This window comes from Halorientalis brevis, from assembly GCF_042678165.1.
Classification (GTDB): domain Archaea; phylum Halobacteriota; class Halobacteria; order Halobacteriales; family Haloarculaceae; genus Halorientalis; species Halorientalis brevis.
In genome coordinates, this window is the sequence record NZ_JBHUDJ010000002.1 from 264,119 (window position 1) to 287,380 (window position 23,262).

Sequence of the window (23,262 nt, forward strand, 5' to 3'; positions counted from 1 at the left end):
GTGGCTGTCGGCGTCGAGACACATAACGTCCGTGCGGTCGAAGCGCCTCGTCACGTCCGCAGCCGAACTGCCAGGAGCAAGACCGCCGCGAAGAGCGTCGTGCCTGCGAGCAGGGCCCACCCGACGCTGTACCCGCTCGTCTCGACGAGCAGGCCGAACAGCGGCGGCGCGAGCAGGCCGCCGACGTTGATCGCGGTTTGCCCGCCGGCGGTCGCTCCGCCGATGTCGTCGGCGTCGACGAGCGCGGAGAGACACGAATAGAAGACGCCGGTCGCACCGTGGACCGAGAGGCCCAGTCCCGCGAAGAGCACGACGGCGACCGGCAGGGACCAGGCGCGCGTGGCGATGAGGGCAAAGAGGACGGCCCCGAGCGCCATCTGGCCGAGCGCGACGGTGGCCGCCCCCGTCGCCCCGCCGAGTCGATCGGCGAGGTTGCCGGCGCCGATCCGGCCGACGCTGCCCGTGACCTGGGTCACCGCGAGCACGAGCCCGCCCGCAGCGGCGCTCGCACCGACGACGTCGTCGACGTAGAGGACGGTGTAGCCAAGCATCGAGAAGATCGAGGCACCGATGAACAGGCCGGCGGCGACGAGCAGGACGTAGGCCCGGTTGGCGCGGAGGCCCGAGAGGTCCGGCAGCGAGAACTCGCCGCTCCCGCGCGAGCCCTCGTAGAGCGTCGCGAAGACGAGCGCGTAGCCACCGGCCAGCAGCGCGATGACCCAGAAGCCGAACTGCCAGGCGGCGACGGCGGCGATCCCAGTCACGAGGAGCGAGGCCGCACCGCTGCCGGCGGTGACGCCGACCTGTTTCAGCCCCATGGCGAGGCCCTGGCGTCCGGCGGGCGAGCTGGCGACGATCGCGCGGTTCGAGGCCGGCATCGCCGTCGAGTACGCCGCCCCGAGGATCGCGCCGGCGCCGAGCAGCGTGAGGAACGTGGGCGCCAGCGACACGCCGACGGCCGCGACGGCGAGGCTAGCGAGCCCGACGGTCATCAGTCGTTTCTCGCCGAGGCCGTCGACGGCCGCGCCGCTCGGAAAGAGCATGAGCGTGTACCCGAGCATGGCCGCCGTGAGGAAGACGCCGACGAGCGATTCGGACAGGGAAAACGCGTCGCGCAGGAACCCGGTCGCGGCGAAGATCGTGTAGTAACAGAGGCTCGCAGTCGTCTGCCAGCCCGCGACCGTCGCAACCGACCGCCAGCTCCGCGACCCGTTCACCGACTGCGACTCGGTTGCCATCATCGAACCTCACCGACTGCCGACGGTAAACGTATCGTGTTCGATCAGCCAATCGCAACCAGATATTTCGAACGCCGTGTGACAGATAGTCTATCAGCTAGAGAGCGTTCTATCGGCCGGCGATAATTCGGTCAGAGAGGAGTCGGCGAGCGAGCCGACGGACTCGCGGTCGCTGGGGGGCACGGCGACTCAGTCGGCGGCCGCTGGTTCAGCACGGGAGTCGCGCTGCAGGACGTTCGAGGCGGCACCGTACCCGCTCAGGATCGCGCCGGAGAACCCGCCGCCGGGGAACGACCAGGCGGACGCGAAGTACAGGTCCGACACCGGTGCGCGAATCTGCCGATTCAGCAGGGACTGCGACGGCGTCTGGGCGAACCCGTACACCGCACCGCCGGGGTTGCGCGTGTACCGGTGCATCGTCTTCGGGGTCGCGAGTTCGGCGTGGGCGACCGCGTCGGCGGCGCCCGGAATCTGCTCGTCCAGTCGGCGCAGGAGGACGTCTTTCACGTGGGCTTTCTTCTGGCGGTACTCCTCGTCGGTGAGGCCAGCCCAGTTGTCCCACTCATCGAGCGTCGCCACCGTCCCGGTGCTCTGGCCCTCCGGCGCGAGGTCGGCGGCCACCTGGCTGTAGTCGACGAAGGCGAAACTCCGCCGGCCGAACGAGGCGTGCGAGTTCGTCGCGGTCTCGCTGAGCGCGTCGACGCTCTCGTCGACGACGAACGTCGAGTAGTGGTCGTTCCCCAGTTCGCACAGCGGCGTCTCGAAGGCGAGGTACAGCGTCGTCAGCGACGGTCCCCGCTCGAAGTCGCCGATCTCCGCGTGGAGGTCCGCGCCGTGCGGGTCGGGCAGCAGGTGCTCGGCGACGTTCGGAATGGCACCGTTGGCCACGACTGTCCGTGCCCGATCGGTCCGCGCGTCCGTGCCGGTGTTCGTCTTCTCGTGACGGACGCCCGTCGCGCGGCCGTCCTCGACGAGGATGTCCGTCACGAGTCGCCCGAGTTCGACGCTCCCGCCGGCGTCCTCGACGACCGACGCGAGGTGGTCCGAGAGTGCCTGCGAGCCACCTTTGACGTAGTGCCCCCCGCCCGCCAGGTAACTCCCCTGCCCCGCGGCGAAGAACGGGAGCGCCAGCGTGTACGGGTCGTCGTTGTAGTACGCGTAGTTGAAGCTCAACAGGAGTTTGAGCCGCTCGTCGTCGACCAGCGAGTCGAGGAACTCCCCGAGGGTCGTCTTCCGGTAGCGCAGCAGCGTCGGACTGGTGAACGGCGCCGTCAGCAGCGTCCGCAGCGACCCGCCCGACATCGGGAACTCCGAGATCTCCTCGCGGATGCGACAGACCACGTCGAAAAAGCGCTCGATGCCCGCCGCCTCCTCGGGGAACGCCTCGACCAGCGCGGCTTCCATCGCCTCGCGCCCGTGGGGCAGCGTCACGTCGCCGTCGCCGTGTCGCACCCGGTAGTTCGGCACCGGTTCGAACTCCACCGCGTCGAACACGCCCAGTTCCGCGAACACCTCGCGTTTCGCGTCGCCCTCGTCGAGCCCGTCGATCTCGTGGAGACTGACCTCGAACTCGCACTCGCCGCGCTGGAACGTCGTCGCGTACCCGCCAGGGATCGTGTGTTTCTCCAGGACGAGCACGTCCTGGCCCGCCGTCGCGAGTTTCGCCCCCGCGGTCAAGCCCCCGAGGCCCGCGCCGACGACGATCGTATCGTGCATACCTCCCGTTGGGACGGCAGCACTAAGTAAGTACACACTCAGCCAGAACGATCGTCCCGGGCTCGACACGACCGCACTGCACAGTGGCCGGCAGGGTTTTGCCAGTGGCGTCGCTACGATCGTGACATGAGTCACCCGAATCCCGACGAGACGGTCGAGCGCGAGCGTCTCATCTTCGGTGCAGGATTCGCCCTCGGCGTCACGTTCACCATGCTGATTCTCGGCATGGTCCTCTCGACGGTCGCCCCGCAGTCGGTGACGATCACGAGCCTCCTCGATTCGCGCGTCCTCCTCCCGGTCGTCGCGGCCGTCGTCTTCGCGTTCGTCGTCGGAGTGGCGCTGTACCTCCTCGCGCTGCCCGAGCAGGGGTTCGGTATCCCGCGGCGCGTGGGGTTCGACACCGACGAGCGGGACGACGAGCACTGACGCGGGACCGTCCGACTTTTGTCCACACTCCGCGACAGTCGCGGTAATGGCCGACTTCGATCCCGAGCAGTTCGAGGACAAGTACGCGAACTACTTCACCGAACTCCAGGAGGCGTACAAGAACGCCTTCAACCGGATGAACGACCGCTACGACTCGGAACTCATCCACGCCATCGACCAGTTCGTCCTGAACGAGAGCGAACCCTTCTACGAGGGTGACGGCGAGTTCCGCATCGACCTCCCCGAGAACCCCTACGAGCGCATGCAGGGCGTCGTCGTCGACGAGGAGAAGTTCGACGAGATCCTCGACCGGTACGTCGACGAACTCGAACGCGAGCACCGCGCCGTCTTCGGCCTCGAAGGCTGACCCCCAGTAGCTTCTTCTGGCTCGCCGCCGCGCTCCCGACATGGAACGGCGACTGGTTTCGAGCGGCACCGACTGGGAAGACGAGGTGGGGTACTCGCGGGCGGTCAGAGCCGGCGACGCCGTCCACGTCTCGGGCACGACCGCGATCGACGACGACGGCGATCCCCTGGACGCCGGGCCGTACGAACAGACCAAGCGCGCGCTCGACCTCGTCGCGGACGCGCTGGCCGAAGCGGGCGCGAGCGTCGAGGACGTCGTTCGCACGCGCATGTACGTCACCGACATCGACGCCTGGGAGGAGATCGGCCGCGCCCACGGCGAGGTGTTCGGCGACGTCAAGCCAGCGACCACGATGGTCGAAGTCGAGCGACTGATCGACCCGGCGCTCGTCGTCGAGATCGAAGCGGAGGCCTCGATCGCGGACTGAGTGGCATACACCGCACAGCGACGCGCCGAGCGGGGCGTCTGGCGGCCCGCGCCGTGACCGAGCCACGCACGGTCGCGCCGCAGGTTCGAACCAACAGCAACTTGGCTGATCTCTCGTGAGAGGGAGGTAACCGATGGCACGTGAGAGTGCAGACGACAGTGGGCAACGGAGCGCGACAGCGAGCCAGGGCGGCGGTTCGTGGTTCGCGCGGTACTTCGAGTTCGACGAACACGGGACCGACATGCGGACCGAGATCGTCGCGGGGATAACGACCTTCCTGACGATGAGCTACATCGTCGTCGTGAATCCCGCGATCCTCGGTCTCGCGATCGACGTCAACGGGCGGACGGCCGCCGAGACCCAACAGATGCTCGCGGTCGTGACGCTCATTTCCGCCGCAGTGGCGACCTTCGTCATGGCCTTCCACGCGAACAGGCCCTTCGGGCAGGCGCCGGGACTGGGTCTCAACGCCTTCTTCGCGTTCACGGTCGTGCTGACGCTGGGCATTCCGTGGGAGACGGCACTGGCGGCCGTGGTCGTCGAGGGCGTCATCTTCCTGTTTCTGACCGTGATCGGCGCGCGCGAGTACGTCATCAACATGGTTCCCGAGCCGGTGAAGTTCGCGGTCGGGGCCGGGATCGGGCTGTTCCTGGCGATCATCGGCCTCCAGGCGATGCACGTCATCGCGAGCGACCCGGCGACGTTCGTCCAGTTCAACCCGGCGTTCGCGACCGACCCGCTCGCGATCATCAGCGTGATCGGCCTGTTCCTCACCTTCGCGCTCGTCGCGGCCGACGTCAGCGGCGCGATCATTCTCGGCATCATCGCGACGACGATCATCAGCTACGCCGCAGACGCCATGGGCTACTCCCCGCACGCGTCCGAAGTCGCCGAGGGCGTGTTCCTCTACACGCCGGCGTCGCTGAGCGGACAGACCGACATCGTCTACAGCCTCGCGGGCTACGACATCACGCCGCTGATCGGCGCGTTCATGCGCGGGTTCTCGAACGTCGATTCGATGGGGTTCGCGCTCATCGTCTTCACGTTCTTCTTCGTCGACTTCTTCGACACCGCGGGGACGCTCACCGGCGTCTCCCAGATCGCGGGGTTCCTCGACGAGGACGGCAACCTGCCCGAGATCAACAAACCGCTGTTGGCCGACGCGATCGGGACCACCGTGGGCGGCATCATCGGCACGTCGACGGTCACCACGTACATCGAGTCCTCCTCGGGCGTCGAGGAGGGCGGGCGGACGGGGATGACGGCGCTGGTCGTCGCCCTGCTGTTCGTCGCGTCGCTGGCGGTCGTCCCCCTGGCCGCGGCCGTGCCGCTCCACGCGTCACACATCGCGCTGGTGGTCGTCGCGGTCCTGATGCTTCGCAACATCGTCGACATCCAGTGGGACGATCTCAGTCACGCCGTGCCCGCCGGGCTCACCGTGCTCGTGATGCCGTTCACGTTCTCGATCGCGTACGGGATCGCCGCGGGCATCATCTCCTACCCGGTCGTCAAGGCCGCACAGGGCGAGTGGCGGGACGTCCAGGTCGGCCAGTGGGTGCTGGCCGGCGCGTTCGTCCTGTACTTCGCCGTCCGGACCAGCGGGATCATCCAGGCGACGGTCTGAATCGCCCGGTTTCGGCGGGCGACGACTGGGTGAGTCCAAAAGCCTAAGCGTGCCCGCTGCATAGACGGATTCACTATGAGCACGGAATCTGAGCGGAGCGACGACGACCTGCGCGAGGAGGTCACGAACTTCCTGCGCCGGAACTTCCCGCAGATCCAGATGCACGGCGGGAGCGCGGCCATCCAGCACCTCGACCGGGAGGACGGCGTGGTGTCCATCCAGCTCGGCGGCGCCTGCTCGGGCTGTGGCATCTCCCCGATGACGATCCAGGCGATCAAGACCCGGATGGTCAAGGAGATTCCCGAGATCGAAGAGGTCCACGCCGACACCGGCATGGGCGGCAACGAGGGCATGGCCGGCGGTGCGAGCCCTTCCTTCCCCGGCCACGAGGGCGGCGACAGCAGCGACGACGACGAAGGCCCGGAAGCCCCGTTCTGAGCCGTTTCACTTTGCCGTTTTTTCCCGCCGCCGAGCCGGCGGTCCGTCCCTGTCGAACCGCCTGACGGCGACAGATTTCGGGGGGAAGCGACGGAAATCAGGGTCTTTAACCCGGTGGACAGATGCCAGTATCGTAATGACACGCGACGGGCCGTCGAACGTCCTCTTCGTCGTGATGGATACGGTCCGGAAGGATCACCTTTCGGTCTACGGGTACGACAAGGAGACGACGCCGAACCTGGCGTCGTTCGCCGAAGAGGCGACGGTGTACGAGCACGCCGTCGCCCCCGCGCCCTGGACGCTCCCAGTCCACGCCTCGATGTTCACGGGCCTGTACCCGAGCGAACACGGCGCGACCCAGGAGAACCCCTATCTGGAGGACGCGACGACGCTCGCCGAATCGCTCTCCGCGGCCGGCTACGACACGGCCTGTTACTCCTCGAACGCCTGGATCACGCCCTACACCCACCTGACCGACGGGTTCGACGACCAGGACAACTTCTTCCAGATCATGCCCGGCGACTTCCTCTCGGGCCCGCTGGCCGACGCCTGGAAGAAGATGAACGACAACGATCGGCTGCGAGCGGTCGCCAACCGCCTGGTCCAGCTGGGCAACAAGTTCCACGAGCGGTTCGCCTCCGAGGGCGGCGGCGACACGAAGACGCCGGCCGTCATCGACAGCACGATGGACTTCATCTCCCAGTCCCGGGGCCCGTTCTTCCAGTTCGTCAACCTGATGGACGCCCACCTCCCCTACCACCCGCCCGAGGAGTACCAGCAGGAGTTCGCCCCGCGCATCGACACGACGAAAGTCTGCCAGAACTCCAAGGAGTACAACTGTGGCGCGCGCGACATCGACGACGACGAGTGGGACGACATCACGGGTCTGTACGACGCCGAGATCAAGCACATCGACGACCAGCTCGGTCGCCTCTTCGGCTGGCTCAAAAACCAGGGCGTCTGGGACGAGACGATGGTCGTCGTCTGTGCCGACCACGGCGAACTCCACGGCGAACACGACCTCTACGGCCACGAGTTCTGTATCTACGACCCGCTCGTGAACGTCCCGCTCATGGTCAAACACCCCGACCTCGATGGGGGCCGCGACGACGAGACGACCGTCGAGCTGACCGACCTCTACCACACGGTGCTCGACGCCACGGACGTCTCGGCTGCGCCCGGCGGGGAGTCGCTCGAGGCGACGCGGTCGCTACTGCGCGACGAGCACCGCCAGTTCGAGGGCGGCGAGTACGGATTCGTCGAGTACCACCGCCCGGTCGTCGAGTTGCGCCAGCTCGAAGGGAAGGCGGCGGAGGCGGGCATCGAACTCGAGAGAGACTCCCGGTTCTACTCGCGGATGCGCGCCGCGCGCCGGCCGGACGCCAAGTACATCCGCAATCAGACGATTCCGGACGAAGCCTACCGGATCGACGAGGACCCCGGCGAGGAACGGAACCTGGCTGGGGACGACGACGCGGCCGTCGCCGAGACCGAGGCCGTCCTCGCGGAGTTCGAGTCGTACGTCGGCGGCGAGTGGAGCGACGTCGACGACGAGGACGTGCTCGACGACATGGGCGGCGAAGCGAAAGACAGGCTCCGAGACCTGGGGTATCTCGGCTGAGGGGGACTGATCGTGACGACCGACGGACGGGCGATCCTGGATTTTGCCGACAGGAAGACGCTCGTCCGCGTCCTGCTGGGGTTCGTCGTCGCGGCGCTCGTCCTCTACCTCGTCGCGGTCGGTATCGGGACCGAGGACCTGAGCCGCGCGTTCGCCGACGCGAAGCTGCGCTGGCTGGCGCTTGGCTGTGTCTCGACGGCGCTGTGTCTCGTCGCCTGGGGGAAAGCCTGGCAAGTCGTGCTGGAAGTGGCCGGCATCGACGAACCGTTCCGCAAACTCGTCGTCACGTACTTCGCGGCGACGTTCGCCAACTACGTGACGCCGCTTGGCCAGGCCGGCGGTGAGCCGTTCATCGCCTACGTTCTCTCGCGGGACACGGAGGCCAGCTACGAGGACAGCCTCGCGAGCGTCGTCACGGCGGACCTGCTGAACCTGCTGCCCTTCTTTAGCTTCGCGGCGGTCGGGATGGGATGGCTGCTCTGGCAGGCGAGCCTCCCGGCAGCTGTCCGCCCGCTGGCGATGGGGCTGCTCGTTCTCGCGGTGGGCGTGCCCGCGCTCACGATAGCCGGCTGGCGGTTCCGCGAACGGCTGGCGAGGGGGTTCATGCGCGTGGCCGCGCCCGTCGCGCGGCGGACCCCGAAACTGAGCGTCGAGGGCGTCCACGAGCGCATTCACGACCTGGGGGCGGCGTTCGACCGCATCGCCGCCGAACCCCGCGCGCTGGTGCGGGCGCTCGCCTTCTCCTACGTCGGGTGGGTGTTTTTCGCCCTCCCGCTGTACTTCGCCGGCCAGACCGTCGGCATCCCCATCGGCCCGCTGCTCGTGCTGTTCATCGTTCCGGCGAGCACCATCGCCGGCATCGTCCCCTCGCCGGGCGGCCTCGGCGGCGTCGAGATCGCGCTGACGGCGCTGTTGATCGGCCTCGTCGGCCTCACGGAAGCCGAAGCCTACGCGGTGTCGCTGGTCTACCGGGTCGCGAGTTACTGGTTCGCGATCGGCCTGGGCGGACTGGCCGCGATATATGTCATCAGCCGTAACTGACCCGACCGAACGCCCGCCACGCGACCCCGCGTCCCTCGCGGACGGCGGCGGTACTTAACGGAGCCGTGTATCGGTGGCAGCAGAAAGAGGGGTCTCTGGATCGTACCGCTACTCGACCCCAGGAGGCCACAGCATGAGCCAGCGCACATCCCCCATCGGTGCGATCTTCGAGGTACAGCGTGAGAGTTTGCAGGCCGGCCCGCGGCTCGTCGAGACGACGCTGCAGGTCCCCAAGACCGTCAACGAGACGGTCCGCGGAACGATCGAACCCCAGAAACGGGCCCAGCAGCGGACGCTGGAGTTCGCACAGCACACGATCGACCGGCTCCTGGACACCGTCGAGGCGACGACGCCGGCTGGCGACGACGCGCTCGCAGACGTCCGCGAGTCCGTCGACGACGGCTTCGAGGAACTCCGCGACCAGCACGCCGAGGCGGCCGACGCTATCGACGACAACTACGCCCAGGGGATCGACACCTACGACGAGGCGATCGGTGACGTGCTGGAGGCGCTCGACGAGCAGATCGAGACGGTAGTCGAGACCAACGAGGACGTCGAGGAGCGGACGCTCGACGCCATCGAGCAGGTCATCGACGAGTACGACGACGTCAGCGAGCGCTTCGGGGACCAGGCCGAGGAGTTCGGCGACCAGCTCGAAGCGCAGGCCGACGCGTTCGGCCGCCAGTTCGAAACGCAGCTCGACCGGTACCAGGACCAGCTCGACGCGCTCGAACACCGGTTCGAGGACCTCCAGGACGACCTCGAAGGGAACGTCGCGGCGGCCCAGGACGCTGCCGGACGGGCCGACGACGAGTAAGCGCCGCCGTTCTCCCTCGCTCGCCGCCAATCGCCAGTATATTTGTGCCCCTGGCCGACCGTCTGGTATGGCCAACCAGCAGCTCATCGACGCGCTTCGGGACGCCGACGCGGTGAAGTTCGGCGAGTTCGAGCTCTCCCACGGCGGCACCTCGAACTACTACGTCGACAAGTACGTCTTCGAGACGAATCCGCGGTGTCTCGAACTGATCGCCGACGCCTTCGCCGACCGGGTCGGCGACACGAAACTCGCCGGCGTCGCCCTCGGCGCCGTCCCGCTCGTGGCCGTCACGAGCGTCGAGACGGGCAATCCCTACGTCATCGCCCGCAAGCAGGCAAAAGAGTACGGCACCGGAAACCGCATCGAGGGGACCCTCGACGACGGCGAGGAAGTCATCATTCTCGAGGACATCGCGACGACCGGCCAGAGCGCCGTCGACGCCGCCGAGGCGCTCCGCGACGCCGGCGCCGAGGTCGAGCGCGTGATCGTTGTCGTCGACCGCGAGGAGGGCGCTCGCGAGAACCTCGCCGACGCCGACCTCGAACTGGAGTCGCTCGTGACGGCCTCGGACCTGCTGGCCGACGCACCCGACGACGTGGACGTCGGCGAGTAGTTACGCGACGACCTCGACGACGCCTTTCATCTCGAGCGCCTTGTGCGGGGCACAGTAGTACTTGTAGACGCCGGTCTCGTCGAACGTATGCTCGAAATGGACGCCCGCCTCGGCGACGGGGCTTTCCGAGTCGAACGATCCGTCCTCCGCGACGACGTTGTGAGCGCCGCCTTCTCCGTTCCACTTCCACGTGACGGTCGTCTCGGTCGTCACCCGGAGCGCGGGCGGATCGAACGCGAAGGCGGCGTCGCCGGCCCCGACGGTGACCGTGGCCGACGACGCGTCGGTCGCGTCGGCGACCCCGTCGAAGGGCGCTACGTCGTCCAGATACCCGTCGTAGCCACTCGCTTCGGACTCCGTCGTCGTCGGCGCGTCGCTCGGCGACTGCTCCGCCGGCGGTTCGTCACGCGGTTCCGTCGGCGTCGAGTCGGCGTGGGACGCGACCGTCGGATAGTCAGTGCCGACGACGACGGCACCGAGCATCCCGCTGGCCTTGTGTGGGTTGCAGTAGTACGGGTAGATGCCGTCCCGCTCGAACGTGTGCTCGAAGTTGACGCCGGCCTCCGCGACGGGGTTGCCCGAATCGAAGGTGCCGTCCTCGGCGACGACGGTGTGGGCGCCGCCCTCCCCGGTCCACTCCCACGTGACGGTGGCACCGTTGTCGACGTGAACTGCGGCCGGTCCGAACGCCAGGCCGGGGTCGCCGGCCCCGACCTGCACGGTCACTACTTGCTGGCCCGTCTCGTCGGCGACGATCCCGTCGTAGTTGTTCGCGTCGTCGAGGTAGCCACCGAGGTCCGGTGCGCCGGGTGATCGCTCCCTCGCGGCGACCGTCGCGGTGTCGGTCGGCGGGGAGTCACCCGTGCTCTCGGGGACGTCGTCAGCGTCGTCGCCTGCGCGCGTCGACTGCTCGATACAGCCGGCAACGGCGAGACCGGTCGCGAGACCGGCCAGGGACTGGAGGGTCTGGCGGCGCGTGTCGTCCATACATTCACGTCGACCAACACGACCGTAAAAGTACGTGATGGCGCTCAGAGAGGACGGAAGAGGTGGCTGGTAACCACAGACCCTTCACGGGGAACGTGGTACCGCGGACCATGTTCTCCAGCGGGTCGCACCCGCCGCGTCGCTGGCTCGTCCGGAGCGTGTTGCTCGTCGTCCTTGTGGTGCTGGCCGGGTGGGCGACGGCGACCACGTTCGCGTACGACCCCGCGACGCTGGGTTCGGGGGCGGTCGCGTCGGCCGCGACCAACCAGACCATCGTCAGCGTCCAGGGGTTCCACTTCCAGGGCGTCGGGAACGAGAAAAAGCCCGCGCGACTGGTGAGCGTCGCCCCCGACGGGAGCACCGACTGGGTGTACAACGGCTCGAAACACGGCGCTACCTGGTTCTACGACGTGGATCCGCTCCCCAACGGGAACCTGCTGGTCACCTCGACGGTGCCGGGCAAGACCGTCGTGTACGAACTCGACCGCGAGACCCGCGAGCGCGTGTGGCAGGAGACGCTGGACGCCGAGGACACCCACGACGTCGATCTGATCAACGGCGATCAGTTGCTCGTCGCCAACATGCGCAACTACGAGGACGGGGTCAACCGCGACCGCATCTACGTCTACGACCTGGGGAAAGACGAGATCGTCTGGCAGTGGCAGGCTCGTCGGCACTTCCCGCGAAGCGGCGGCGGCGAGTACACCGGCGACTGGACCCACGTCAACGACGTGGACAAGATCGCCGACGGGCAGTACCTGGTCTCCGTGCGGAACTTCGACCAGGTGATCGTCGTCAATCGCTCGACCAAGGCCATCGACATGCGTCTGGGGAGCGACGGCGATCACGACACGCTGTACGAGCAGCACAACCCCGACTACCTCGAAAGCGAGAACGGCACGCCGACGCTGCTGGTCGCCGACAGCGAGAACGACCGCGTCGTCGAGTACGCGCGCCGCGGCGGGGAGTGGAAGCGCACCTGGACGCTGACCGGCCCGTTCAAGTGGCCCAGGGACGCCGACCGGTTGCCAAACGGGAACACGCTCATCACCGACTCGCTGAACCACCGCGTCATCGAGGTGACGCCGCGCGGACGCGTCGTCTGGGAGACGTACGCTCCCTGGGCACCCTACGATTCAGAACGCATCGGGACCGGCGACGGGTCGAACGGTCCGACGATCGCCGACGTGAACGCCACCGGTAACTACACGCTCGACGGCGGCACGGTCGCGACCAACTCCAGCGTCGGCGCCTGGCTGCAACGCCAGGGACTGTCCGACCTGGGGGAGCGGTACTCCCACGTCGTTCCGTTCGTCCGGCCGGTCTGGATGCCGAGCTGGGCGTTCGCCGGCTACGCGCTCGCTGGCGTCGTGCTCGTCGGCTGGGGACTGGGCGAGCTCGTGGCGCAGCGACGCCGCCTTCGACGACGCCTGGGCCGACTCGGTGACCGGGTCTATCGCACCATTACCGGCGGCTGACGACGCGGCACTGTTCAGTTCGTACACACTACCGTTGGGCCTATCAGGCAGTGGTTCCTACCAACTGTCGATGACAAACCTGGAACTGTACGAACTCACGGGCTGTCCGTTCTGTAAGAAGGTCACGAGAAAGCTCGACGAACTCGGGCTGGACTACGAGACTCACGAGGTCCCGCGCTCGCACGGCGAACGCACCGAAGTCAAGGAGATCAGCGGCCAGACCGGCGTGCCCGTGCTCGTCGACCCGGATCACGGCGTCGACGCCATGCCCGAGTCCGACGACATCGTCGAGTACCTCGAAGAGACCTACGGCAACTGACGGTCCGCACCGACGGTCGGCCTGATCACTCGCGCTCCATCTCGAAGTCAGTCTCGCTGAGCGGAACGGCAGCTATGCCCCCCGCACTCCCGTGGTTGTAACAGTACAGCATCACGCCGGCCTCGTGGTCGACGACGCGCTTGATGGTCCCCCGAACGTGTTCGTCGTGGATGTGTGCGAGCGTTAACGCCGGTCCCTTGTCAGCTTCCTCGGCGTCGTCGCTGGCGCCGTCTGGCGGATCGTCGGCGACGTCGTACTGCGCTTCGTACTCAGAACCGTGTTCGTCCGGACCGAACAGTCCCATACGAACCGTTCAACGAATTGGTAGAAAAGCGTGGTGCCCGCCCGGTTCAGGCGGGGTTCTCTGCAGCGCGTTCCTTGATGAGGTCTTTGAGGTCCTCGACGTCGCGAACGTCTTCGATCTCCTCGCGCTCGATGAGCGCCGTGCCCTCGACCGACTCCTGCTTGGCGCGATCGACGACGTAGATGGAGGTCGTTCTGGTGACGTGGCCGACCGAGGACATGATTCGCGCGCGCTTCTCGGCGGTCTCGGTGAACTCCGAGTGGCCGGTCAGCATGCGCGACTGGTGGCGTTCGTCCTCGCTGACGGTGCGGAACGGTGCGCGCTCGGTCGGGTGGACGTCGAAGCCGACGCGGGTGAGGACGGCGATGATCGGCTCCTCGTCGGGATCGACGTCGGGGTCGTCTGGCATCGGCTCGCTGTCGCGGACCTCGTCGACGCCGTCGAACACGTCGACGGGCGAGGTCAGCGGGGCCTCGAACAGCTCTTCGAGCTGGGTCGCCACCTCGACGGAGGCGTTCATGCCGTCCTCGTACTTCGAGACGGTGCGCCGGGAGACGCCGAGTTCGTTGGCGAGCCGGCCCAGCGACCAGTCGCGCTGTTGGCGGGCGTCTTCGAGGACCTCGCTGTCGATGTTGACGTACAGGCCGCCGGGTGCGGCGTAGATGAGCGGCGGGACTTCCTCGACGAACAGGTCCATCGCGGTGTCGGGCGAGAGGACCGGCACCCCGTGTCGGAAGTACACCACACCGGGCTTGAGGTCCTCGTCGCGCGTCCGGAGTCCGATGACGATCGGCGTGGCCTGCAGGTACTCGCCGAGGCGACGCATCTCCGCGCCGGTCATGGCGTCGAACGCGTCGATGTTGCCCAGGATCTTCACCAACACCGTGTCCTCGCCGCGGCGTGCAGCCACGTCGAAACTCTTGGGTCGGATCGCACACCGGTCACTCACGAGAAAGCCCGCGTCCCGCAACATTGCGGTTACGTTCCCGACCAGTGCGGATCGTGACATCAGGTTACGGTTAACCATTCCTCGTATAAAACGATTGTGACCGCGACACACAGTCGCGTCTTGCGATTTGCCCGGTCGGCCGGCGATAGATTCATATAGGACAACTGGCCCGAAACGGGTTACTCCACCGGGGCCAAACCGCCGGCCGTGACCATCGTCGGCCTCGACGACACGGACTCCCGAACCGAGGGGATGTGCACCACCTACGCCGCCGCCGTGCTCGCCGACCGCATCCGCGACGCCGGCGGCCGCGTCGAGCGACTGCTCCTCGTCCGCCTGAACCCCGCCGTGGAGTTCAAAACCAGAGGCAACGCCGCGCTGGCGATCCACTGTGACCTCCCGGTCGAGCGCGCGTTCGACCTCGCAGTGGAGCTGGTGGCCGCCGACGCCGAGACCGCCGACGAGCGGACGAACCCGGGCGTGGTCGTGACCGACGACGCCCTCGGACCGCGGCCGGACTGGATGCAGTCGATTTCCCGTCGGGCCGTCCGAGAACTCCTTGACCCCGAAGCCGACGTGCAAGAGCCACTGGCCGAGGCCGGCTACCGCCACCGCGGCTGGGGCAACGGCCGCGGCCTGGTCGGCGCCGTCGCCGCCATCGGCGCCTGGCGCGCGTTCGGGGCGACCGCACCCGACGGCTGGCCGACCGACTGGTCTTACGAGTCCATCACCTACCGCGAGCGCGACCGCTGGGGCACCGACCGCGACGTCGACCCCGAGTCGGTGTTCGCGGTCGCCGACGAGTTCTATCCGACCATCTGGGACACCGTCGACCGTGGCGAGGGCGAGGCCGACCAGTGGGAGGCCTCGTGGCGGAGCGGCGACGCCAGGAGCCGCGGAGCAAAGAGAGCCGCGGAGCAGGGCGAGGCCGTCTGCGTCCCGAACACGCCGGGTCCGGTGCTGCACGGCATCCGCGGCGACGACCCCGAGACCGTCCGCGAGGCGGCCGACGCCATCGAGAGCGAAGCCGTCGAGCGCCGCGCGGTGTTCGTCACTAACCAGGGAACGGACATGCACCTCCGGGACGCCGACCCGACCGCCGTCACCGACGGTCGCGCGTACCGAGTGACCGGAACAGTGGTCGACGAACCGGAAACCAGAGCGGGGGGACACGTGTTCACACAAATTTCCTTCGAAGGTAATAATGCGGACGCGCTCCCGTGCGTGGCGTTCGAGCCGACCAAACGCTTCCGCGACCGGGTGCGCGCGCTTCGCGTGGGCGACCGCGTGACCGTCTGCGGCGAGGTGACCGACGGAACGCTCAAACTGGAGAAGTTCGCCGTCCGCGAGTTGAACGAGACGGAACTGGTGACGCCGACGTGTCCGGACTGCGGCCGGTCGATGAAGAGCGCCGGTCGGAACGCGGGCTATCGCTGCCGGGACTGCGGGACGAGCAGGGACGGCAAAGTCGGTCAGTCGGTCGAACGCGACCTCGAACTGGGCTGGTACGAAGTGCCGCCGTGTGCGCGCCGGCACATCGCGAAGCCGCTGGTCCGAGGGGGGTTCGACGCACCGACACATCCCGAGCGGTGAGTTTGCATCCGCCGACCGGAGGGAAGGCGGTTGACCGCGCCCGAACGTGGTGAGGGCGCGGCCCTTTTGGTCCAGATTTTACGAGGAGGGTGTGCGAGCAGGGCGAGCACACCCGACGAAGTAAAAGGTGGGCTGGTCCGAGGGGGATTCGACACGCCGACGCATCCGGAGCGGTAGCACACTGTGGAGTGTCAGGAACGAAATCACAGACGAGACGCACGTCGGCTTGCGGTATTAGGTGGTTGGCGTCGTAGCTAGGGCGGGATGTACAGAGGGTCCCACTCCACGCAGTTCGCAGACCGGACGGACGCAGGCCGACAGTTGGGGGAACGAGTCCGAGAGGAGAACATCGGGGCGGACGTCGTCCTTGCCATCCCACGCGGGGGCCTCCCGCTGGGACGCGCAGTCGCGGACGCACTCGGCGTCCCACTCGACGTGGTCATCGCGAAGAAGATCGGTGCGCCGGGGAACCCGGAGTTCGCCATCGGCGCGGTCGCCGCGGACGGCAGCATCTGGCTCAACGACGACGTCATTCAGCGCCAGGGGATCAGCCGCGAGTACGTCGCCCGCGAGCGCGAGCAGAAAGCGGCGGAAGCCCGCCAGAAAGCCGAGCGATACCGGAACGGCCCGCCACCGGAGTTAGCGGGCAAGCGCGTGCTCGTCGTCGACGACGGCGTCGCGACCGGTGCGACGGTCCGGGCGTGTATCGAACGCGTTCGGTCGGAACAGCCGGCACGGATCGTGCTGGCGGTGCCGGTCGGCTCGCCGCGAACGATCGCGGAGCTCGAACGGATGGTCGACGACGCGGTAGTGTTAGAGACGCCGCCCGACTTTCACGCCGTCGGGCAGTACTACCGGGATTTCACCCAGGTCACCGACGAGGAGGCGATCGAGTATCTCGACGCCGGCTAGTCCCCGTGCGATGCGTGGGACGATTCGCCGTACTTCAGGAGGAAAAAGGTGAAAATCAGGGTGACGAACATCATCAGCATCGTCACGATCCCGACCCAGTGCGCCTGGAACGGCACGCCCATGTGTTCGGGATCGACCTCGGCCGCGGCCTCGCCGCCACCGCCGCCACCTTCCGGGAGCGCGCCGACGACGACGGCGCCTTTCATCCCGAGGCTCTTGTGGGGCGCACAGTAGTACAGAAAGACGCCCTCCTCCTCGAAGGTGTGCTCGAAGTTGACGCCGGCCTCTGCGACGGGGGTACCCGAGTCGAACGCGCCCTCTTCGTCGACGACGTTGTGGCCGCCGCCCTCGCCGGTCCACTCCCACTGGATGGTGGTGCCGGGGTCGACCTGGACGGCCGCCGGCTCGAAGGCGAACGCGCCGCCGTTGCCCTGCGCGCCCGTCTGGACGGTCACCGTCCCGCTGCCCGTCTCGTCGACGATCTCGTCGTAGTTGTCCGCGTCGCTGAGATACTCGTCGATCTCCGAGGCGCCTTGCGCGGCGGCGACGCCGGTCGCACTCGCCGCTGCCGTCGCGCCCGCCGTCGTTCGGAGCAGCGCACGTCGTGAAACCGTGTGAGCCGAACCCATGCCCCATACCAGGATCTGAAGCGGAATGAGTCAATTTGCAGGTTTCGTTCGGTCTCCGGGCCAGTGAGTACGAATCGCAGTGGTCGAAGGACCCGCGCCAGGCAGTCGCGAAGCCAACTCGACCGGCAGGGGCACTCAGCGCGACGGGGTTTCCGGACGCGAGCCGACGGCTCACGTCCGGCTGTTTTTGGGCCAGCGAGAGACCGACGGTCCCTCGGGTCGTGCGAACTGGCGCGAAGCGCCCGTGAGCAGACGGGATCGAGCGAGCGAAAGTGAGCGAGGCTCCGATGAAAACGGTGGGTTAGTAGGTATCGAGTTGCGTCCCCACGGAGCAGACGTACTCACCGGTGGCGACCTGGGGGAGTCGGCGGGCGCGCCAGAAGATGCCGCTGGAGTCGGCGGTGATCTCGGCTTTGGTGCGGCCGAAGACGTCGGTCACCTCGAAGAGGAGATCGTTGCGCGAGACCCGGTCACCCAGCTCGGCGTGGAAGGTGACGAGGCCGCCGGCGGGCGAGCCGTACTGCTCGAAGCCGCTGGCGCGGGTCTGGGCTTCGGGGACGTGCGTGGCCTCGGTGAAGCCGTAGTAGGCGAGGACGTTCTTGACGCCCTGGACGCCGGTCTCGATAGCGTGGTCGTCCCAACCCACACACCCCCCTAACTCGGGGTCGATGGTGGGGACGCCCTCGTCGGGGCCGGCGCGGGCGAGTTGGCCATCAGGACCCTTCTGATCGAGGATGTGACCGCAGCCGAACACCTTCGCGAGTTCGAGACAGTCGTCGTGGAGGCGGTGGCGCGGGCCACAGCGGACGCGGCACTCCTCGATCATGCGGGAGGTCGAGCCCTGGTGGAGGTCGACCACGAGGTCGGCTCGGGTCGCAGCGTCGAAGGTGGCGGCAGCGATGCGCTCGGAGGAAGTCCCGGTCTCGTCGCCGGGGTACGTCCGGTTCATCTTCGTGTCGTCGATCGGATTGCGGTGCTCGGCGACCTGGAACGCGTGGTAGTTGACGATCCCGACGACGAGGATCGTGCCGGCGATGTCGTCGGGGTCGAGTTGGGGGACCAGGCGTCGGATGACGCCCACGCCGTTGAGTTCGTCGCCGTCGCTGGCCGCCTGCAGATACAGCGTCTTCCCGCTGTCGGCACCGTTGATGACCGCGACCGGCAGGCCGATCTCGGTCCCGTCGCGGGTCTCTCCGACGAACAGCCGCCCCGTGTCGATCTCTCCCGGGGCGGCAGTCGCCGTGCCGAGGCTCGTCATTGTTTCCAACGGACGCCCCCATGCTCTTATGCGGTTCGATATGCCGGCTATACTGCCGGAACTGGGCGAAGCGCGTCCGTCGACCCGGACCGACGCGATTTTGAGCGGTGCGGCCGTACCCCCGGGCGTGTCAGCAGACGCCGACGCCCAGGAACCCAGCGGAAAGGCCAGATTCATCGAGGCACTGGAGGTGCCACGGAACGCACGCCGCGGCTTCGGGTTCGGATTCGTGTTCACCGTCGCCGTCTTCGTGTTCTTCATCATCATTCCGGGAACCAACCGCTCGCAGCTGTACTACCTGGGGCTGGCGTTCGTCCTCGCGGTCGGCATCGGCGGCATCGTAACGACGGTGCTCACCGCGCGGACGGCCTACCGGCTCTCGAAAGAGCTGTAACAGGGGTACTAAATACGGCCTGTGAGAATTAATTGCCAAGGTAGAATGGTGAATATATCCCGACTCGGCAGGGCACTCGGACATCTTGGCGCGACTGTCGGGTTTGCGGTGACGGCGATGTACGTTGCTTCCCTCGCTGAGACCGAGACAACGGCGCTCGTCCCGTACCTATGGTCGATCGCGATGCTCGGCGTGTCGGTCATCGCCGTCTACGCCGTCCGAATGAGGCGGTTACTCCTCGTCTGGCCAATTGCTTTCGCGTTCGGCGCATTTTCTCTCGTCACGCTGCAAAGTCGAATCGTCTCACTCGGTACGGTGTTGTACGTCCTGGCTGCGATGGTACTGACGGTGGATAACCTCTCAGACACACCGATCGGCAACTCGCTCCCGGATATCAGATAGGGAAGACAACGGGGATAAAATCAGTCCTCCACACCCGCCTCGGCCCCGGCGAGGTCGGCCAGCCGGTTCGCTCCCGACTGGGTCCCTTTGGCGATGAACACGTCGCCGGCGACCAGTTCCGTCGTCGGCCCGGGCGAGATGACCCAGCTGCTCCCTTCGCGACCGGTGCGGTCGCTCGCGTCGCGCGCTCGGCGGACGGCGATGACGCGCATCCCGGTTTCGGTTTTCACCATCTGTTCGCCGAGCGTGACGCCGTCGAGGACGCTGTCGGGCGCGACGGTGAGCCGAACGATCACCTCGTCTGACTCCCGGACCGCCTCGGCGACGACCGGATGGGTGCCCAGCCCCCGGAGGACGCCCTCGCTGATTTCGAGGGCGGCGTCGCTGATGACCTCGGTGGCGTTGGCCAGGTGGACCAGCCCGCGCAGGGAGACCGGATCGTCGATGCGGCCTGCGGCCTGGAGCGTCCACGCCTCGAAGCGCGACTGGAGAGCGTCGACCTCGGCTTCGAGTTCGAGCACCTCCTCTGCGACCTGGTCGCTGTCGAACAGCACCGCCCCGTACGCCAGATCGACTGCGAGTTCGCTCATGTTTTTCATGTGGACGATCGAGTCGACGGCCCGTTCGAGGTCCTCGATGCCGGGTTCGGGCGGTTCCGGCGGGTTGTAGGTCCGGTCCGTCGCGTCCTCGTAGACCTGGGTGATGCCGTCCTCGGGGCCGCGGAAGAGGACGACGTCGCCGGCCCGGAACGTCGTTTCGGCGTCCGGGTTGAACAGCCACTCGCCCTGGCGACGGATCGCCAGCGCGCGCACGCCCGTCTCGGTTTCGAGGTGGATGTCCCCGAGCGTGCGGTCGGCGAGCGGGGAGTCGCCGGTGATTTCGGCGCGCACGAGCGTCTCGACGGCCTCGGGCAGCGCGGCGCGCATCGCGTCGGGAAGACCGATGTCCTCTAAGACGATCTTGGCGATGTCGCCGGCCGCGTCGCTCACTTTCTCCGCGGCGCCGACGACGCCGAGGACGGGCGCGAGCGCTTCGGCGTCTTCGGGGTTGCGCGCGGCCATCAGCAGGCTCATGCGGGCGCGCATCTGGAGGAGGTCCATCTTGGCTTCGAGTTCGAGGACCTCCTCCGCGACCTCGTCGTTACCGAGCAACACGGCCGAGTAGGAGAGGTCGATCAGCAACTCGGCGGTGTCTTTCATCTCTGCCAGCAGCTCCTTGACGCTGACTGGCTCGTAGGCGACGTCGTCGGCTGCCATCCCACGTATCTCGACGGGGCCGAGACAAAAACGTTGTCCGCCCGCAGGGACCGGCGAGGATCGTCCCGACGAAAGATGTAAGATACCTATACTCATGGACGTGAAAGAATGGGCATGTGTCCAATCCCGGCGCCGTCTGGCGGTCACCTATCTACCACGGATAATAATGTTTTTAGCGGCAGGTCGTAAATCTCGGATTATGTCCGAGGAGCTCAAGAAAGGGCTTGAGGGTGTCCTGGTCGCCGAGTCGGAGCTCAGCTACATCGATGGTGACGCGGGTCAGCTCATCTATCGAGGGTACTCGATCGACGACCTGGCGCGCGAAGCCAGCTTCGAGGAGGTCCTGTACCTCCTCTGGCACGGTCACCTTCCGAGCAGCGAGGAATTGGCGGCGTTCACCGACGAGATGAGCACGGAACGCCAGCTCGACGAGAACGTCCTGACGACGGTTCGGCAACTCGCCGAGGCCGACGAGAACCCGATGGCCGCACTGCGGACGGCCGTCTCCAGCCTCTCCGCGTACGATCCGGACGCTGACGCCGAGCCGACCGACCGCGAGGCCAACCTCCGGAAGGGCCGGCGCATCACGGCGAAGATCCCGACGATCATCGCCGCGTTCACGCGCCTGCGCGACGGGAACGACCCGGTCGCCCCCCGCGAGGACCTCAGCCACGCCGAGAACTTCCTCTACATGCTCAACGACGAGGAACCGGACGACGTGCTGGCCGAGACCTTCGACATGGCGCTCGTGCTCCACGCCGACCACGGTCTGAACGCGTCGACGTTCTCGACGATGGTCGTCTCCTCGACGCTGGCAGACCTCCACTCGGCCATCCCGGCCGGGATCGGCGCGCTGTCGGGCTCGCTCCACGGCGGCGCGAACCAGGACGTCATGGAAGCCCTGCTCGACCTCGACGAGTCCGGCAAAGAGCCGGTCCAGTGGGTCAAGGACAAACTCGACGCCGGCGAGCGCGTCCCCGGCTTCGGTCACCGCGTCTACAACGTCAAGGACCCGCGCGCACGCATCCTCTCGGACAAGTCCAAGGCGCTCGGCGAGGCCGCGGGCTCGCTGAAGTGGTTCGAGTACTCCACGGAGATCGAAGAGTGGATCGGCGAGAACAAGGGCCTGGCCCCGAACGTCGACTTCTACTCGGCGTCGACGTACTATCAGATGGGCATCCCGGTCGACATCTACACGCCCATCTTCGCGATGTCCCGCATCGGCGGCTGGATCGCCCACGTCCTCGAGCAGTACGACGACAACCGCCTGATCCGCCCGCGCGGCCGCTACGTCGGCCCGGACGCCGGTCAGGAGTTCACGCCGGTCGACGAGCGGTAAACTCACACAGTACCAGACGAGCGCCTTTTTTCAGCTTCTCTAACAGCTCGTCGCTCACGACGAGCGCGGCGTCGACAGCCCGCGAACACACAACTCCTTAGCCGGACCGAGTGGTTGCCCCGATAATGACCGACCGTCCCGAAGAGGGAGACGTCTTCACCGTCGAACGAACGTTCACCAAAGCGGACGTCCGGGCGTTCGCCGAGGTCTCGGAGGACACCCAGCCTCGTCACACCGAACCGGACGAGGACGGGCGGCTGATGGTCCACGGGCTGCTGACCGCGACGCTCCCGACGAAGATCGGCGGGAACCTGGAAGTCCTGGCGAGTCGGCTAGATTTCCACTTCCGCAAGCCGGTGTACACCGGCGACACCGTCACCTGCGAGTGGGACTGCGTCGAGGTGTCGGAAGCCGACGGCTACCTGGAGGTCGTCGGCGACATCACCTGCACGAATCAGGACGGCGAGGTCGTCATGACCGCCCGCGGAGAAGGCCGAATCTACGACGACTGATTACTGATCGGCCAGCCACGCTTCGATCTCGTCGGCCATCGCACCCCGGCGGACGATCTCGCCGGCCTCGACGTCGACGACCGTACTCTCGGTGCCGGGCGTCCGCCCGCCGTCGAGGACGACGGCGGCGGCCTCGCGGACCTGCTCGCCCAGTTCGTCGAGTTCGCGGACGCTCCCCTCGCCGCTGACGTTCGCGCTGGTCGCGGTGATCGGTGCGACGGCGTCGAGCAGTTCGAGCGCGAGGTCGTGATCAGGGACGCGGATGCCGACGCGGTCGCGGCCGGCCGTCAGCACGTCAGGCACCGCCTCGGTGCGGTCGGCGAGGACGGTGACGGGGCCGGGGAGGAACTCGTGCATGAACCGGCGTTCGCGGGCGGTCGGGGCCGTGTACGCCAGCGCGGCCTGGGCGTCGGGGACGGCCAGCGAGACCGGCTGGTCGCGACTGCGGCCCTTGGCGTCGAAGACGCGCTCGACGGCGTCGGCGTCGAGGGCGTCGGCGCCCAGGCCGTAGACGGTCTCCGTCGGGTAGACGACGAGCTCGCCGTTCCGTACGGCGTCGGCGGCGTCGGTGACGTCGGAATCGGTCATTGCCGACTAGTCGG

The 23,262-nt window shown here is 67.3% G+C and carries 26 protein-coding genes; 17 read left to right on the forward strand and 9 right to left on the reverse strand.

The window, feature by feature from the left end; all coding sequences use genetic code 11:
- Positions 1-50: 50 nt before the first annotated feature.
- Complete coding sequence (locus ACFR9U_RS05070) at positions 51-1,241, reverse strand: MFS transporter (protein ID WP_428222017.1); 1,191 nt, start codon at positions 1,239-1,241, stop codon at positions 51-53.
- Positions 1,242-1,427: 186 nt separating this feature from the next.
- A complete protein-coding gene (locus ACFR9U_RS05075; RefSeq protein ID WP_247379976.1) occupies positions 1,428-2,954 on the reverse strand; it encodes a phytoene desaturase family protein in 1,527 nt (508 codons plus the stop codon).
- Positions 2,955-3,080: 126 nt separating this feature from the next.
- On the opposite strand from ACFR9U_RS05075, the gene ACFR9U_RS05080 reads away from it, so the two are divergent.
- The 9 genes from ACFR9U_RS05080 to pyrE all read left to right on the forward strand — a co-directional run bounded on the left by ACFR9U_RS05080 (position 3,081) and on the right by pyrE (position 10,328).
- Positions 3,081-3,380, forward strand: a complete 300-nt coding sequence (locus ACFR9U_RS05080) for a hypothetical protein (protein ID WP_247379973.1) — start codon at positions 3,081-3,083, stop codon at positions 3,378-3,380.
- Between the two features lie 46 nt (positions 3,381-3,426).
- Positions 3,427-3,747: a DUF5783 family protein gene (locus ACFR9U_RS05085; protein WP_247379969.1), complete on the forward strand. Its 321-nt coding sequence runs from the start codon at positions 3,427-3,429 to the stop codon at positions 3,745-3,747.
- 40 nt (positions 3,748-3,787) lie between these two features.
- Entirely contained in the window at positions 3,788-4,174 is a 387-nt protein-coding gene (locus tag ACFR9U_RS05090) for a RidA family protein (protein ID WP_247379966.1), read from the forward strand.
- Positions 4,175-4,415: 241 nt separating this feature from the next.
- On the forward strand, positions 4,416-5,798 hold the full coding sequence (locus ACFR9U_RS05095) for an NCS2 family permease (RefSeq protein WP_247380117.1): 1,383 nt from the start codon (positions 4,416-4,418) through the stop codon (positions 5,796-5,798).
- A 75-nt stretch (positions 5,799-5,873) separates the two neighbouring features.
- Positions 5,874-6,236 carry a NifU family protein gene (locus ACFR9U_RS05100; RefSeq protein ID WP_247379963.1) on the forward strand — a complete coding sequence of 121 codons (363 nt, stop codon included), beginning with the start codon at positions 5,874-5,876 and terminating at the stop codon, positions 6,234-6,236.
- Between the two features lie 136 nt (positions 6,237-6,372).
- The gene (locus ACFR9U_RS05105; RefSeq protein WP_247379960.1) at positions 6,373-7,857 is read left to right on the forward strand and encodes a sulfatase; all 1,485 of its coding nucleotides are present in this window, start codon (positions 6,373-6,375) and stop codon (positions 7,855-7,857) included.
- Positions 7,858-7,869: 12 nt separating this feature from the next.
- A complete protein-coding gene (locus ACFR9U_RS05110) occupies positions 7,870-8,898 on the forward strand; it encodes a lysylphosphatidylglycerol synthase transmembrane domain-containing protein (RefSeq protein WP_247379957.1) in 1,029 nt (342 codons plus the stop codon).
- Positions 8,899-9,031: 133 nt separating this feature from the next.
- The gene (locus ACFR9U_RS05115) at positions 9,032-9,715 is read left to right on the forward strand and encodes a hypothetical protein (protein ID WP_247379952.1); all 684 of its coding nucleotides are present in this window, start codon (positions 9,032-9,034) and stop codon (positions 9,713-9,715) included.
- A 67-nt stretch (positions 9,716-9,782) separates the two neighbouring features.
- Positions 9,783-10,328: an orotate phosphoribosyltransferase gene (gene pyrE, locus ACFR9U_RS05120; RefSeq protein WP_247379950.1), complete on the forward strand. Its 546-nt coding sequence runs from the start codon at positions 9,783-9,785 to the stop codon at positions 10,326-10,328.
- Here pyrE and ACFR9U_RS05125 read toward each other — a convergent pair whose 3' ends face one another.
- Entirely contained in the window at positions 10,329-11,315 is a 987-nt protein-coding gene (locus ACFR9U_RS05125) for a halocyanin domain-containing protein (protein WP_247379948.1), read from the reverse strand.
- A gap of 110 nt (positions 11,316-11,425) precedes the next feature.
- Here ACFR9U_RS05125 and ACFR9U_RS05130 point away from each other — a divergent pair, with 110 nt between their 5' ends.
- Both ACFR9U_RS05130 and ACFR9U_RS05135 read left to right on the forward strand, forming a co-directional pair.
- Positions 11,426-12,793: an arylsulfotransferase family protein gene (locus ACFR9U_RS05130; protein ID WP_247379946.1), complete on the forward strand. Its 1,368-nt coding sequence runs from the start codon at positions 11,426-11,428 to the stop codon at positions 12,791-12,793.
- A gap of 70 nt (positions 12,794-12,863) precedes the next feature.
- Positions 12,864-13,112 carry a glutathione S-transferase N-terminal domain-containing protein gene (locus ACFR9U_RS05135; RefSeq protein ID WP_247379944.1) on the forward strand — a complete coding sequence of 83 codons (249 nt, stop codon included), beginning with the start codon at positions 12,864-12,866 and terminating at the stop codon, positions 13,110-13,112.
- Between the two features lie 25 nt (positions 13,113-13,137).
- On the opposite strand, the gene ACFR9U_RS05140 is transcribed toward ACFR9U_RS05135, so the two are convergent.
- Positions 13,138-13,416 carry a hypothetical protein gene (locus tag ACFR9U_RS05140; RefSeq protein ID WP_247379942.1) on the reverse strand — a complete coding sequence of 93 codons (279 nt, stop codon included), beginning with the start codon at positions 13,414-13,416 and terminating at the stop codon, positions 13,138-13,140.
- 46 nt (positions 13,417-13,462) lie between these two features.
- Positions 13,463-14,425, reverse strand: coding sequence for a transcriptional regulator (locus ACFR9U_RS05145; protein ID WP_247379939.1), 963 nt, complete (start codon positions 14,423-14,425; stop codon positions 13,463-13,465).
- A gap of 147 nt (positions 14,426-14,572) precedes the next feature.
- Here ACFR9U_RS05145 and ACFR9U_RS05150 point away from each other — a divergent pair, with 147 nt between their 5' ends.
- Entirely contained in the window at positions 14,573-15,958 is a 1,386-nt protein-coding gene (locus ACFR9U_RS05150; protein ID WP_247379937.1) for a TiaS agmantine-binding domain-containing protein, read from the forward strand.
- A 264-nt stretch (positions 15,959-16,222) separates the two neighbouring features.
- Positions 16,223-16,870 carry a phosphoribosyltransferase gene (locus tag ACFR9U_RS05155; protein WP_247379935.1) on the forward strand — a complete coding sequence of 216 codons (648 nt, stop codon included), beginning with the start codon at positions 16,223-16,225 and terminating at the stop codon, positions 16,868-16,870.
- Here ACFR9U_RS05155 and ACFR9U_RS05160 read toward each other — a convergent pair.
- On the reverse strand, positions 16,867-17,499 hold the full coding sequence (locus tag ACFR9U_RS05160) for a halocyanin domain-containing protein (protein WP_247379932.1): 633 nt from the start codon (positions 17,497-17,499) through the stop codon (positions 16,867-16,869). The genes ACFR9U_RS05155 and ACFR9U_RS05160 overlap by 4 nt on opposite strands.
- Positions 17,500-17,800: 301 nt before the next feature.
- Positions 17,801-18,757, reverse strand: coding sequence for a succinylglutamate desuccinylase/aspartoacylase family protein (locus ACFR9U_RS05165; RefSeq protein WP_247379929.1), 957 nt, complete (start codon positions 18,755-18,757; stop codon positions 17,801-17,803).
- Between the two features lie 127 nt (positions 18,758-18,884).
- Here ACFR9U_RS05165 and ACFR9U_RS05170 point away from each other — a divergent pair, with 127 nt between their 5' ends.
- Both ACFR9U_RS05170 and ACFR9U_RS05175 read left to right on the forward strand, forming a co-directional pair.
- On the forward strand, positions 18,885-19,151 hold the full coding sequence (locus tag ACFR9U_RS05170) for a DUF7536 family protein (RefSeq protein ID WP_247379924.1): 267 nt from the start codon (positions 18,885-18,887) through the stop codon (positions 19,149-19,151).
- 117 nt (positions 19,152-19,268) lie between these two features.
- Complete coding sequence (locus tag ACFR9U_RS05175; protein WP_379813905.1) at positions 19,269-19,553, forward strand: hypothetical protein; 285 nt, start codon at positions 19,269-19,271, stop codon at positions 19,551-19,553.
- 20 nt (positions 19,554-19,573) lie between these two features.
- Here the strand turns inward: ACFR9U_RS05175 and ACFR9U_RS05180 are convergent, their stop codons facing one another.
- The gene (locus ACFR9U_RS05180; RefSeq protein ID WP_247379918.1) at positions 19,574-20,809 is read right to left on the reverse strand and encodes a potassium channel family protein; all 1,236 of its coding nucleotides are present in this window, start codon (positions 20,807-20,809) and stop codon (positions 19,574-19,576) included.
- 199 nt (positions 20,810-21,008) lie between these two features.
- Between ACFR9U_RS05180 and citZ the strand changes: the two genes are divergently transcribed.
- The gene (gene citZ / locus ACFR9U_RS05185; protein WP_247379915.1) at positions 21,009-22,148 is read left to right on the forward strand and encodes a citrate synthase; all 1,140 of its coding nucleotides are present in this window, start codon (positions 21,009-21,011) and stop codon (positions 22,146-22,148) included.
- A 125-nt stretch (positions 22,149-22,273) separates the two neighbouring features.
- Entirely contained in the window at positions 22,274-22,660 is a 387-nt protein-coding gene (locus ACFR9U_RS05190) for an FAS1-like dehydratase domain-containing protein (protein WP_247379913.1), read from the forward strand.
- Here ACFR9U_RS05190 and ACFR9U_RS05195 read toward each other — a convergent pair whose 3' ends face one another.
- Positions 22,661-23,248: an L-threonylcarbamoyladenylate synthase gene (locus ACFR9U_RS05195; protein WP_247379911.1), complete on the reverse strand. Its 588-nt coding sequence runs from the start codon at positions 23,246-23,248 to the stop codon at positions 22,661-22,663.
- Between the last annotated feature and the right edge of the window lie 14 nt (positions 23,249-23,262).